At 73.3% G+C, this 11,850-nt stretch carries 12 protein-coding genes; 5 read left to right on the forward strand and 7 right to left on the reverse strand.

Annotated features, from left to right (window positions below; translation table 11 throughout):
- Positions 1-26: 26 nt before the first annotated feature.
- Genes ACWEPF_RS26420 through ACWEPF_RS26440 form a run of 5 tightly spaced genes read left to right on the forward strand, consistent with a single transcriptional unit; the run spans position 27 to position 5,146 of the window.
- Positions 27-971, forward strand: a complete 945-nt coding sequence (locus ACWEPF_RS26420; RefSeq protein ID WP_452174465.1) for an STM4015 family protein — start codon at positions 27-29, stop codon at positions 969-971.
- On the forward strand, positions 968-2,047 hold the full coding sequence (locus tag ACWEPF_RS26425; RefSeq protein WP_452174466.1) for an STM4014 family protein: 1,080 nt from the start codon (positions 968-970) through the stop codon (positions 2,045-2,047). The genes ACWEPF_RS26420 and ACWEPF_RS26425 overlap by 4 nt, the downstream gene beginning before the upstream one ends.
- Positions 2,048-2,076: 29 nt before the next feature.
- Positions 2,077-2,907, forward strand: coding sequence for an STM4013/SEN3800 family hydrolase (locus ACWEPF_RS26430; RefSeq protein WP_452174491.1), 831 nt, complete (start codon positions 2,077-2,079; stop codon positions 2,905-2,907).
- Positions 2,904-4,202 (forward strand): STM4012 family radical SAM protein, encoded by a 1,299-nt coding sequence (locus ACWEPF_RS26435; RefSeq protein WP_452174467.1) that lies wholly within the window; start codon positions 2,904-2,906, stop codon positions 4,200-4,202. Before ACWEPF_RS26430 ends, ACWEPF_RS26435 begins: the two co-directional genes overlap by 4 nt.
- Positions 4,199-5,146: an STM4011 family radical SAM protein gene (locus ACWEPF_RS26440; protein WP_452174468.1), complete on the forward strand. Its 948-nt coding sequence runs from the start codon at positions 4,199-4,201 to the stop codon at positions 5,144-5,146. Before ACWEPF_RS26435 ends, ACWEPF_RS26440 begins: the two co-directional genes overlap by 4 nt.
- On the opposite strand, the gene ACWEPF_RS26445 is transcribed toward ACWEPF_RS26440, so the two are convergent.
- The 7 genes from ACWEPF_RS26445 to ACWEPF_RS26475 all read right to left on the reverse strand — a co-directional run bounded on the left by ACWEPF_RS26445 (position 5,079) and on the right by ACWEPF_RS26475 (position 11,566).
- Complete coding sequence (locus ACWEPF_RS26445) at positions 5,079-6,242, reverse strand: serine/threonine-protein kinase (RefSeq protein WP_452174469.1); 1,164 nt, start codon at positions 6,240-6,242, stop codon at positions 5,079-5,081. The genes ACWEPF_RS26440 and ACWEPF_RS26445 overlap by 68 nt on opposite strands.
- Before the next feature lie 73 nt (positions 6,243-6,315).
- Complete coding sequence (locus tag ACWEPF_RS26450) at positions 6,316-7,299, reverse strand: ABC transporter substrate-binding protein (protein ID WP_452174470.1); 984 nt, start codon at positions 7,297-7,299, stop codon at positions 6,316-6,318.
- 5 nt (positions 7,300-7,304) lie between these two features.
- Entirely contained in the window at positions 7,305-8,072 is a 768-nt protein-coding gene (locus tag ACWEPF_RS26455; RefSeq protein WP_452174471.1) for an amino acid ABC transporter ATP-binding protein, read from the reverse strand.
- Positions 8,069-9,016 (reverse strand): amino acid ABC transporter permease, encoded by a 948-nt coding sequence (locus ACWEPF_RS26460; RefSeq protein WP_452174472.1) that lies wholly within the window; start codon positions 9,014-9,016, stop codon positions 8,069-8,071. The genes ACWEPF_RS26455 and ACWEPF_RS26460 overlap by 4 nt, the downstream gene beginning before the upstream one ends.
- A 2-nt stretch (positions 9,017-9,018) precedes the next feature.
- Positions 9,019-9,951 (reverse strand): ABC transporter substrate-binding protein, encoded by a 933-nt coding sequence (locus ACWEPF_RS26465; protein WP_452174473.1) that lies wholly within the window; start codon positions 9,949-9,951, stop codon positions 9,019-9,021.
- Positions 9,948-10,439 (reverse strand): GNAT family N-acetyltransferase, encoded by a 492-nt coding sequence (locus ACWEPF_RS26470; protein ID WP_452174474.1) that lies wholly within the window; start codon positions 10,437-10,439, stop codon positions 9,948-9,950. The genes ACWEPF_RS26465 and ACWEPF_RS26470 overlap by 4 nt, the downstream gene beginning before the upstream one ends.
- Complete coding sequence (locus ACWEPF_RS26475; protein ID WP_452174475.1) at positions 10,436-11,566, reverse strand: LLM class flavin-dependent oxidoreductase; 1,131 nt, start codon at positions 11,564-11,566, stop codon at positions 10,436-10,438. The genes ACWEPF_RS26470 and ACWEPF_RS26475 overlap by 4 nt, the downstream gene beginning before the upstream one ends.
- Between the last annotated feature and the right edge of the window lie 284 nt (positions 11,567-11,850).

Below are 11,850 nucleotides of genomic sequence, written 5' to 3' on the forward strand. Positions count from 1 at the left end.
CGGAGCTGACTGGTAGACAGGTGCCCATGGCGATCAGCAAGCACATCGAGGAGTTCCACGGGCTCCCGGTCCACGACTTCACCGACCACGAGGGCACGCCCGATGCCGGGCCCGCGCCGGAGTCGGTGGCCTGGCGGGTGCAGGTGGAGTACGACGGGGGCCAGGACTTCGCGGCGGTCTGGGCGGCCTTCACCGCGGCGGTGGACACCACGCGGGTGCGGGCCCTGGTGATCGGGCCGTGGTGGGAGGAGGAGTACGAGCTGGTGACCCCGGTGGTCACCGCGCTGGCGGCGGACGCCGCGCGCTTCCCGCAGCTGCGGGGGCTCTTCCTCGGTGAGGTCACCTTCGAGGAGTGCGAGATCTCCTGGCTCCAGATGGACGACGTCACCCCGCTGCTGACGGCCTATCCGGAGCTGACGGAGCTGGTGGTCCGCGGCGCCGACGGCGACTACGAGGGCAACGGCGGGCTGCGGCTGGAGCCGGTGAAGCACCAGCACCTGCGGGCGCTGCGCTTCGAGTCCGGCGGGCTGCCGGGCGAGGTGGTGCGGGCCGTGCTGGCCTCCGACCTGCCCGCGCTGGAGCGGCTGGAGTTCTGGCTCGGCACCTCCGACTACGGCGCCAGCTACACCGACGAGGACCTCGCCCCGCTGCTCTCCGGCGAGCTGTTCCCCGCCCTGCGCCACCTCGGTCTGGAGAACGGCATGCGGCAGGACGCGCTGGCCGCCGCCGTGGCCGACGCCCCGCTGACCGCCCGTCTGGAGGGGCTGAGCCTGGCCCTCGGCACGCTGACCGACGCGGGCGCCGAGTCGCTGCTCGGGCTGACCCACCTCAAGCGCCTCGACCTGCACCACCACTACCTCACCGCAGCCGCGCAGGAGCGGCTGCGCGCCGCGCTGCCCGGCGTCGAGCTGGACCTCTCGGGGGCCGAGGACCCGGAGGACGACTGGCGGTACGTGGCGAACGGCGAATGACGGTCCGTCACGCGGTCGTCGGCCACCCGGGCCACCGCCGGGTGGAGCTCTTCGCGGCGGCGGTCCGGGCGGCCGGGCTGCCCGAGCCGGTACTGCTGCCCTGGCGGGAGGTGCTGCGCGGCGAGGTCGAGGTCCCCGAGGGCGCCGCCGTCCGGGTGGACTCCCCCGGCGAGGACCCGGAGGTGGACGCGCTGCTGCGCGGCCCCGGGTACGCGCCGACCCGGGTGGAGGGCAGCGCCGCCTGGTACGCCGGGCTGCTGCGCGGCCTGGGCACCCTGGCGGAGGCGGTCGGCCGCGCCCCCGGCGCCCGGCTGCTGGCGGACCCGGCCCAGGTGGCCGTGGTCTGCGACAAGCGGGCCACCCACGCACTGATGACGGCTCACGGCGTCCCGGTGCCCCGGGCCCTCGGCGGCGGGCCGGTCGAGGGTTGGGACGGGCTGCGCCGGCGGCTGGCGGAGGCCGGGCTGAACCGGGTCTTCGTGAAGCCCGCGCACGGCTCCTCCGCCGCCGGGGTGGTGGCGCTGGAGTTCGGCCCGCGCGGCCGGGTGCACGCCACCACCTCGGTGGAGCTCGCCCCGGACGGGCTGCACAACTCGCTCCGGGTCCGCCGCTACACCGCCGAGGCCGAGATCGCCGCGATCGTCGACCGGCTGGCCCCGGACGGGCTGCACGTGGAGCGGTGGGTGCCCAAGGCCGCGCTCGGCGGCCGCTCGGCCGACCTGCGTCTGGTGGTGGTGCACGGCAGGGTCACCCACGTGGTGGCCAGGACCGCCGCCGGACCGCTGACCAACCTCCACCTGGGCGGCCGCCGGGGCGGGCCGGCGGAGCTGCGGGCCGCCGCCGGTCCGCACTGGGCCGGGCTGCTGGAGCTCGGCGCACGGGCCGCCGCCTGCCTGCCCGGCCTGCCGATGGTGGGCGTGGACGTGCTGCCCTCGGCCGGCTGGCGGCGCTTGTACGTCGGCGAGGTGAACGCCTTCGGCGACCTGCTGCCGAACCTGCCCGGCCTCCCCGAGGGCCCCGCCCCCGGGCTCGACACCTACGGCGCCCAGATCGCGGCGCTGCTCGGAGAACAGTGAAGACACCCGACATGCCCCACACCCCCGACATGAACGAGGTGGTCGGCAGCCACGACCTGCTGCTGGTCACCCTGGACACGCTCCGCTACGACGTGGCCGAGGAGCTGGCCGCCGCCGGGCGGCTGCCGAACCTCACCGCCGTGCTCCCGGGCGGCCGTTGGGAGCGGCGGCACTCCCCCGGCAGCTTCACCTACGCCGCCCACCAGGCGATCCTGGCCGGCTTCCTGCCCACCCCGGCCTCGCCGGACGGGCCGCACCCGCGCCTGTTCGCGGCCCGGTTCGGCAGCTCGGAGACCACCGCCGAGCGGACCTGGGTCTTCGACGCGCCCGACCTGCCCACCGCCCTGGCCGCCGCCGGGTACCGGACGGTCTGCATCGGCGGGGTCGGCTTCTTCAACAAGCAGGGTCCGCTCGGCTCGGTGCTGCCCGGGATGTTCCAGGAGAGCCACTGGGAGCCGGAGTTCGGCGTCCCCTCGCCCACCTCCTTCGAGGCCCAGGTGGCCCGCGCCGAGCAGGTCGCGGCGGCACAGCCGCCGGAGCAGCCGCTCTTCCTGCTGCTCAACGTCTCCGCCCTGCACCAGCCCAACTGGTTCCACCTCCCCGGGGCCACCCGCGAGGACGGCGACACCCGGGCCAGCCACGCCGCCGCGCTGGAGTACGTGGACGCCCACCTCGGGCGCCTGTTCGCCGCGATGAGCGCCCGGCGGCCCTGCTTCGCCGTGGTCTGCTCGGACCACGGCACCGCCTACGGCGAGGACGGCTACACCGGCCACCGGATCGGCCACGAGGTGGTCTGGACGGTGCCCTACGCACAGTTCTTTCTGGAACAGCACAGTTTCTTGGAGCAGCAGCGTTCATGAGGCCCTATCAGTCCTACGTCTACGCCTACCCGCACAAGACCGCCTACCGGCCGCTGCGGGACCGCCCCGCGCTCTCCGAGCTCTGGCGGGACGAGCCGCAGCAGGCGCTCTCGCTCTACGTGCACGTCCCGTTCTGCGAGGTGCGCTGCGGCTTCTGCAACCTCTTCACCCGGATCGGCAGCCCCGACGGCCTGACCACCGCCTACCTGGACGCCCTGGAGCGGCAGGCCGCGGCCGTCCGGTCCGCCCTGGACGAGGGGGCCCGGTTCGCCCTGGCGGCCTTCGGCGGCGGCACCCCGACCTACCTGACGGCGGGTGAGCTGGAGCGGCTCTGCGACCTGACGGAGCGGCACACCGGCGTGGACCTGCGGGCCGTGCCGCTGTCGGTGGAGGCCTCCCCGGCCACCGCCACCGCCGACCGGCTGGCGGTGCTGGCCGAGCGCGGCGCCACCCGGCTGAGCCTGGGCGTGCAGTCCTTCGACGACCAGGAGGCCCGGGCGGCCGTCCGCCCGCAGAAGCGGGCCGAGGTGGAGGCGGCGCTGGGCCGGATCCGGGCGGCCGGCTTCCCGGTGCTCAACATCGACCTGATCTACGGCATCGACGGCCAGACCGGGGCCAGCTGGCTGCGCTCGCTGGACGCGGCACTGGCCTGGCGGCCGGAGGAGCTCTACCTCTATCCGCTGTACGTCCGTCCGTTGACCGGGCTGGCCCGGCGGGAGACCCCGCAGGACTGGGACGGCCGGCGCCTGGCGCTCTACCGGGCCGGGCGGGACCACCTGCTGGCGCAGGGGTACCGGCAGGTGTCGATGCGGATGTTCCGCCGCGCCAACGCTCCGGCCGAGGTGGCGGGCGAGTACAGCTGCCAGACCGACGGCATGGTGGGCCTGGGCTGCGGGGCGCGCTCCTACACCTCCCGGCTGCACTACTCCTTCGACTACGCGGTGGACCCGAAGGAGGTGCGCTCGATCATCGACTCCTACGTGGCCACCGAGGACTTCGGGCACGCCGAGGTGGGCCGCCCGATGACCGGCGACGAGGCCCGCCGCCGCCACCTGCTGCAGTCGCTGCTCCAGGCCGAGGGGCTCGAACTCGACGGCTACCGGAGTCGGTTCGGCTCCACCCCGGCCGAGGACTTCCCGGCCGAGCTGGCCTCCTTCGACGCGCGCGGCTGGCTGTCGGAGACCAGCGGCCGACTCGCGCTGACCGCCGAGGGGCTGGCGTACTCGGACGCGGTCGGCCCCGCCCTGTTCTCCCCGGCGGTGGCGGCGGCGATGGCGGAGTACGAGCTGCGATGACCACCTTCCTCGGCCTGCCCGGCCAACCGGCGCCGGTGCCACCGGAGTTGACCGTCCTCTACCGGGGCCCGCTGTCCTCCTGCGACTACGACTGCCCGTACTGCCCGTTCGCCAAGCGGCGGGACAGCCCGCAGACCCTGCGGGCCGACCGGGCCGCACTGGAGCGCTTCACCGCCTGGGCGGCGTCCCAGCCCGGCCTCTCGGTACTGTTCACCCCCTGGGGCGAGGGGCTGGTCCGTTCCTGGTACCGGCGGGCGATGGTGCAGCTCAGCCGACTGCCGAACGTCCGCCGGGTGGCGATCCAGACCAACCTCAGCTGCCGCACCGGCTGGCTGGCCGAGGCCGACCTGGACGCCCTCGCCCTCTGGGTGACGTACCACCCCGGGCAGGTGGCCCTCGACCGCTTCCTGGCCAAGTGCCGGGAGCTGGACGCGCTCGGCGTCCGGTACAGCGTCGGCATCGTCGGCCAGCCCGAACACCTGGCCCCGGCAGGGGAGTTGCGAGCGGCGCTGAACCCGTCGGTCTACCTCTGGGTGAACGCCGCCGAGGGCCGCACCTACACCGACGCCGAAGCGGCCGACTGGCAGGCCCTCGACCCGCTGTTCGCCTGGAGCCGCCACCCGCACCCCAGCGAGGGCCGCGCCTGCCGGACGGGCTCCTCGGTGGTCTCGGTCATGGGCGACGGCTCGGTGCAGCGCTGCCACTTCGTCCGCGCGCCGCTCGGCAACCTCTACGACGGCTCCTACCGGGCCGCCCTGGCCGAGCGGCCCTGCCCGCTGCCGGTCTGCGACTGCCACATCGGGTACGTCCACCTGGAGACCCTGCCGCTGTACGAGGTCTTCGGCGCGGGCGTGCTGGAGCGCGTGCCGGAGGCGCTCAGCGGCCCACCAGCAGGGCGAGTTGACCGCCCACCGGCCCCGCCTGGCCGCTCAGCCGGGCGGTGAACCGGGCCAGGTCCCGGGCGGCGTCCTCGGCCACCAGGCCGGTGACGCCGGTGGCCAGCACGTCCGCCATCAGCCCGGCCGCCTCGGGGTACCGGCCCTCGGCGGCCAGGCAGAGCGCCAGGTCGTGGCAGGCCCGCAGGGTGCGCGGGTCGTGCGGACCGCAGACCCGGGCGAACTCGCCGATCAGCGGCCAGAGCCGGCGGCCCGCCTCGGCCGGCGCCCCGGCCGAGGCCAGCGTCCAGGCCTCGTCCGCCCGTCGGCGCAGCTCGGCGGTGCTGGTCAGCGGGACGTCGGCCAGCCGGCGGGCCACCGTCAGCCCGTCCGGCGGCCGCTGCTCCGGGTCCTTGGCGAGCAGTTCGAGGATCAGCTCCTCCAGCTCGGCCGGCAGGCCCGGCACCCGCTCGCGCGGCCGCGGCGGCGGGTCGCTGACGTGGCCGTGCATCACCACGAAGACGTCCTCGGCGCCGAACGGCGGCTTCCCGACGCAGAGTTCGTAGAGGATGCAGCCGACCGAGTAGAGGTCGGAGCGGCCGTCCACCTTGGTGCCCGTCCACCGCTCGGGTGCCATGTAGGGCGGGCTGCCGATCACCGTGCCGACGGTGGTGAGCCCGGCCGCCCGGCCGTCCAGCCGGGCGATGCCGAAGTCCAGCACCTTGGCGGTGCCGGAGTCGGCGATCATGATGTTCTCCGGCTTGATGTCCCGGTGCACCACCCCGGCCCGGTGGGCGGCCGCCAGCGCCTCGCAGACCTGGCCCAACCACCGGAGCACCTCCGGGAGTTCGAGCTTCACCTGGCGGGCCAGCGCGGACAGCGGGCGGCCGCGGACCAGCTCCATCACCAGGAAGTGCAGGCCCTCGCTCTCCCCCAGGTCGTGCAGGGTGACGATGTGCGGGTGGTTCAGCGAGGCCACCGCCCGGGCCTCGTCGGTGAACCGCTCCAGGTCGGCCGGGCTCCGGTAGGCCGCCTCGGAGATCACCTTGACGGCGATCTCCCGGCCCAGCCGGGTGTCCTCGGCGCGCCAGACCACGCCGAAGCCACCCCTGCCCAGCTCGTCCACCAAGCGGTACTTGCCGTCCAGCACGTCCCCGGCCTGCATCCTGCTCTCCCCCACGTCCGCCCGCGTCGAGGCGAGTCCACCACACCCGGGCGGCCGGGAGGAGAACTTCGGGCTACTGGTTGGTCCTGGGCAGACCGGGCGGGTTGAGCTCGGAGGACTGCACGGCCTCGTTCTCCAGCCCCCAGCGCTTGAGCACCTGGCCGTAGGTGCCGTTCTTGATGACGGTGTCCAGCGCCTCGTGCAATGCCTTCACCAGGCCGTTGTCCTTCTTGGTGGTGGCACCGATCTTGCCGAGCACCTGGGCGCCCGCGCCCGAGTAGGTGCCGACGATCTCGGTCTCGCCGGTCTGCGCGGCGTGGAAGGCGGCGACCGGGTTGGGGCCGAGGTGGGCGTCGATCCGGCCGGAGCCCAGCGCCAGGTAGTAGTCGGAGGAGTTCTGGAAGTACTTGATGTCCACCGGCTTGAGGCCGTTCTTGACGTTCTCCTCGTTCCAGGCGACCAGCAGCTTCTCCTGGTTGGTGCCGGAGGCGACCGAGATGGTCCTGCCGGCCACGTCCTTGGGGCCGCTGACCTTCCAGCCGGAGCCCTTCTTGGCCTCGAAGCCCAGGATGTCCAGCCGGTAGGTGGCGAAGTCGTACTTCTCCTTGCGGGCCTCGGTGACGGTGATGTTGGACAGGCCCACGTCGTACTTGCCGGAGTCCAGGCCGACGAAGATGTTCTCCCAGGAGACCGGGTTGAGCTCGACCTTGAGGCCCAGCACGTCGCCGATCAGGAAGGCGACGTCCGGCTCCACCCCGATGATCGTCTTGTTGTCGTCGGCGTAGAAGTCCAGCGGCGGGACGGTGCCGAGCGAGTCGACCACCTTGAGCGTGCCGCGCTTGCGGATCTCCTCCGGGACGAGGGCGGCGATCGCGTCCACCTTGGCGGTGGAGACGCGCTTCTGGTCGGCCGTCAGGTTGACCTTGGTGCCGTCCGGCGCGGTGTTCCCCTTGCTCTCCGCCGCCGGGGCGGGTCCACCGCAGGCGGCGAGCAGCAGGGCGAGGGCGGGCAGGGCGAGCAGGGAGCGGCGGTGCGCGGACACGGTGATGGACTCCATCGGGATCAGAGGACCTTGGCCAGGAAACTGCGGGTTCTGTCGTGCTGCGGACGGTCCAGCACCTCGGCGGGCGGGCCCTGTTCGACCACCACGCCGCCGTCCATGAAGACCACCGTGTCGGCCACCTCGCGGGCGAAGCCGATCTCGTGGGTGACGACGATCATCGTGGTGCCGGCCTCGGCCAGGTCCTTGATGACGTCGAGCACCTCGCCGACCAGCTCCGGGTCGAGCGCCGAGGTGGGCTCGTCGAAGAGCAGCACCTTGGGCTCCAGGGCCAGCGCCCGGGCGATGGCGACGCGCTGCTGCTGGCCGCCGGAGAGCTGGCGCGGGTAGGCGTCCGCCTTGTCGGCCAGGCCGACCCGGGCCAGCAGGGCCAACGCCTGCGCGCGGGCCTCGGCCTTGGGGCGGCGCAGCGCGCCGACCGGGGCCTCGGTGACGTTCTCCAGCACGGTCAGGTGCGGGAAGAGGTTGAAGTTCTGGAAGACGAAGCCGATGTGGGTGCGCTGGCGCAGCACCTCGCGCTCCTTGAGCTCGTACAGCTTGCCTCCCGAGCGCCGGTAGCCGATCAGCTCGCCGTCGATGGTGACGTGGCCGCGGTCGAGCTTCTCCAGGTGGTTGATGGCCCGCAGCAGGGTGGACTTGCCGGAGCCGGAGGGGCCGAGCACCACGGTGACCGACCCGGCCTCGACCTGGAGGTCGACCCCGCGCAGCACCTCCAGCCGGCCGAAGGACTTGCGGACGCCGCGGACGTCCACCATGGCGGTACTGGTCATGTCCGGCCTCCTGCGGCGACGGGGATCTGACGGAGCCTCGACCGCAGCTGCTGCCACGGGGTGGGCGGCGGGGTGCGGTCGGCGCCCCGGGCGAAGTGGCGCTCCAGGTAGTACTGGCCGATGGAGAGCAGGGTGGTCAGCACCACGTACCAGACGGTGGCCACCATCAGCAGCGGCACCACCCGGCCGGTCCGGCCGTAGACCACCTGGACCTGGTAGAAGAGTTCGCCGATCGCCATCACGTAGACGATCGAGGAGCCCTTGAAGAGCGAGATCACCTCGTTGCCGGCGTTCGGCAGGATGGCGCGCATGGCCTGCGGCAGCACGATCCGGCGCAGTTGGCGCAGCCGGGGGATGCCCAGCGCGGCGGCGGCCTCCAGTTGGCCGGCCTCCACCGAGATGACCCCGGCCCGGATGATCTCGGCCGCGTAGGCGGCCTGGTGCAGGGCCAGCCCGAGCACGGCGGCGCCGAGCGCACCGAGCAGGTCCATGGTCTCGAAGCTGGCCACGGTCGGTCCGAACGGGATGCCGATCCCGAACTCCTTGTAGAGGTACGAGAGGTTGAACCAGAAGACCAGCTGGACGATCAGCGGGATGGAGCGGAAGGCCCAGACGTAGGCCCAGGCGATGGTCTGCAGGATGCGGCTCGGGGAGAGCCGCAGCAGGGCCACCACCGCTCCCAGGGCGAAGCCCAGCACCGTTCCGTAGAGGGTGAGTTGGAGGGTCACCCCGACGGACCTCAGGATGGTGTCGGCGGTGACGAAGGCCCGGAAGGTGGCCCAGTCCCAGCCGGGGTTGGTGGCCAGCCCGTGCAGGAACTGGGCCACCACCACCAGGGCCAGCACCCCGGCCACCAGCCGCCAGGGATGGCGGGCGGGCACCACGGGCAGGTCGGCCAGGTCGTCCTCGGCCACCGCCGGCCGCTCGGTCACGGTCGCGGTCATGGTCAGGGCCTCTCGGGCGGGCTGATCTCGGACGTCGGGATGGCCGACTCGGCGGTGCCCCACTTCGCCAGGATCCTGGCGTAGGTGCCGTTCTGGATCAGCTGGTTGACGGCCCCCTGGAAGGCCGGGGTGAGCGGGGAGCCCTTCTTGAAGGCGAAGCCGACGTCCAGCCGGCGGAACTCGCTGAGGAAGCGGGTGCCGGAGGCGGGCTGGGCGGCCTGGTGGCGCAGGCCGTTGATGGTGGACATCACCAGGTCGACCTTGCCCTGCTGGAGGCTGGTCAGGGTGGCGCCCGAGTCGGAGTAGGCGCGCACCTCGTAGGCCTTCTTGCCGGCGTCGGTGCAGATGTTCTTCTTCGCGTTCAGGGTGGTCTCGAAGGTGGTGCCGACGCCGGTGCCGATGGCCAGGCCGCAGAGGTCGTCGATGGTCTTCACCGGCTGCCGGGCGTCGTCCTTGCGGACCGCGAAGCCCTGGCCGTCGTTGATGTAGGTGACGAAGTCGATGGTCTTCAGCCGGGCGGTGGTCACCCCGAAGTTGCCGGTGCCCAGGTCGAACTTGCCGCTGTCCAGGGCGGGGAGGATGGTCTCGAAGGCGGCCTCCTCGCGCTGGATCCTGATCCCCAGCACCTTGGCCACCGCGTCGGTGAAGTCCACGTCGATCCCGGCCGCCTTCTTCACCGCCGGGTCCGGGTAGAAGGCGCTCGGCGGGGTGCCGGAGGAGCCGCCCAGCTTGAGCGTGCCGGCCTTGCGGACCTCCTCGGGCAGCAGGGCCGCCACCGAGTCGACCTTGGCGACGGCGGAGACCACGTCCTGGCTCGCCGCCGCCAGCGCCGAACTCCCGGCCGGGGAAGGGGCGTTGGCAGGACCGGAGCCGCAGGCGGTGGCCAGCAGGAGCGGGAGCAGGGCGGCTGCGGCCAGAGCGGGAGTGCGTCTCACGGGGTCGGTGCCTTTCGGTGCAGGTGCTTCTCGAAGGGGAGCGGGCCGGCGTCGGGGCCGGGGGCGCCGGTGTCGAACAGCGGGGTCCAGCCCGCCGCCAGGTAGAGCGCCTTGGCCTCGGGCTGGCGCGGGCCGGTGGTGAGGTACATCCGCCGGTAGCCGGTGCGGGCGGCCTCGGCCTCCAGCTCGGCCAGCACCCGGCGGGCCAGGCCCCGGCGGCGGTGCGCCGAGTGCGTCCACATCCGCTTGACCTCGGCCGTGCCGTCCTCGTACCGGCGGTAGGCGCCGCCGGCCACCGGCTGACCGTCCGTCAGCAGGAGCAGCAGGGTGCCGTCCGGCGGGGCGAACTCGGCGGCCGGGAAGCGGGTCATCTCCTGGGCGCCGCCCGGGCCGTAGCGGGTGACGTACTCGTGGGTGAGCTCGCGGACCAGCGGCTCGGCGAGCGGGTCGTCCAGGCGGACCCGGCGGACCTCCAGCAGTCCGGTCATGCGGCGGTGGCCTCATCGGCGGCCGCCTTGGCCGCGTCCCGCTTGGCGACCTCCTCGCGGACGATCGGGATGACGTACCGGCCGAAGTCGACGGCGTCGTCCAGCAGGTCGTAGCCGCGGGCGGAGAGGATCTCCACGCCCAGGTCGTAGTAGTCCAGCAGGGCCTGGGCCACCGTCTCCGGGGTGCCGACCAGGGCGTTGGAGTTGCCGGCCCCGCCGGTCGCGGCGGCGGTCGGGGTCCACAGGGCCCGGTCGTAGCGCTCGCCGGCGGCGGCGATCTCCAACAGCCGCTGGGAGCCGGTGTTCTCCGGCGCCCACTCGCCCTCCGCGCCCTTGGGGCGCGGCAGCAGGCCGCTCTCCGAGACCCGGGCACGGATCCGGTCCACCGTGCGGTGCGCCTTCTCCCAGGCCAGCTCCTCGGTGGGCGCGATGATCGGGCGGAAGGCCACCTGGATCCGCGGCACGTCGGTGCGCCCGGCCTCCTTGGCCGCCTGCTTCACCCGCTCGATCTGCTCGGCGGTGCGGGCCAGCGGCTCGCCCCACAGGCAGAAGATGTCGGCCTCGGCCGCTCCGGCCGCGTAGGCCGCGTCCGAGGAGCCGCCGAAGGAGACCTGCGGGCGCGGCTGCTGGACCGGGAAGACGTCGGCGACGAAGTCCTCGAAGCGGTAGTACTCGCCGTGGTGGTCGAAGCGGCTGGTGCTGGTCCAGATCTTCTTCACCAGGGCGATGTACTCCCGGGTGCGGTCGTACCGCTGGTCCTTGGTGACGAAGTCGCCCTCGCGGCGCTGGTCCTGGTCGGTGCCGCCGGTGATGAAGTGCACCGTCAGGCGGCCGTCGCTGATCTGGTCCAGGGTGGCGAAGGTCTTGGCGGCGAAGGTCGGGTAGGAGACGTTCGGCCGGTGGGCCAGCAGGATCTGCAGGGTGTCCAGCTCGGAGGCGATGTACGCGGCGGCCGGCGCCGGGTCCGGCGAGCCGGACCCGTAGGCGAACAGCACCCGGTCCCAGCCGTGCTCCTCGTGGGCGCGGGCCAGCCGCAGGGTGTAGTCGCGGTCGAAGGCGCCGCCGCTGCGGGGGTTGGTCTCCGAGCCGTCGTTGGTGGCGGCGATACCGAGGAACTCGACGGGCATGGCGGGCCTTTCGGACGTGCGGACATGGCGGTGCGAGGGGAGGGGGTGCGCGCGGCGGCGGGAGTGGAGGCTTCGGACGACCCCTGGGGGCGGCTCCGGTGGTTCGAGTGGAACAGCGGGCCTCACGGGGCGTCAACTGCCCTGGGATTCCTTCATGTTCTGTTATCAGCCGGGTCACAGCAGGCAACGTCGGACCGCTCGGGACGGCCTTGACAGGGGAACGGGTCGGCTGCCTACGATCGGGAACCGGACGCGTTGAGGGGCGCGGCCGGGCGCGGCGGCCC

The sequence above is a fragment of the Kitasatospora sp. NPDC004289 genome, from assembly GCF_053602875.1.

Bases quoted from the DNA above. Each gene is read 5' to 3' on its own strand.
- ACWEPF_RS26420 (WP_452174465.1), top strand. From the start codon at position 27: ATGGCGATCAGCAAGCACATCGAGGAGTTCCACGGGCTCCCGGTCCAC.
- ACWEPF_RS26425 (WP_452174466.1), top strand. From the start codon at position 968: ATGACGGTCCGTCACGCGGTCGTCGGCCACCCGGGCCACCGCCGGGTG.
- ACWEPF_RS26430 (WP_452174491.1), top strand. From the start codon at position 2,077: ATGAACGAGGTGGTCGGCAGCCACGACCTGCTGCTGGTCACCCTGGAC.
- ACWEPF_RS26435 (WP_452174467.1), top strand. From the start codon at position 2,904: ATGAGGCCCTATCAGTCCTACGTCTACGCCTACCCGCACAAGACCGCC.
- ACWEPF_RS26440 (WP_452174468.1), top strand. From the start codon at position 4,199: ATGACCACCTTCCTCGGCCTGCCCGGCCAACCGGCGCCGGTGCCACCG.
- ACWEPF_RS26445 (WP_452174469.1), bottom strand. From the start codon at position 6,242: ATGCAGGCCGGGGACGTGCTGGACGGCAAGTACCGCTTGGTGGACGAG.
- ACWEPF_RS26450 (WP_452174470.1), bottom strand. From the start codon at position 7,299: ATGGAGTCCATCACCGTGTCCGCGCACCGCCGCTCCCTGCTCGCCCTG.
- ACWEPF_RS26455 (WP_452174471.1), bottom strand. From the start codon at position 8,072: ATGACCAGTACCGCCATGGTGGACGTCCGCGGCGTCCGCAAGTCCTTC.
- ACWEPF_RS26460 (WP_452174472.1), bottom strand. From the start codon at position 9,016: ATGACCGCGACCGTGACCGAGCGGCCGGCGGTGGCCGAGGACGACCTG.
- ACWEPF_RS26470 (WP_452174474.1), bottom strand. From the start codon at position 10,439: ATGACCGGACTGCTGGAGGTCCGCCGGGTCCGCCTGGACGACCCGCTC.
- ACWEPF_RS26475 (WP_452174475.1), bottom strand. From the start codon at position 11,566: ATGCCCGTCGAGTTCCTCGGTATCGCCGCCACCAACGACGGCTCGGAG.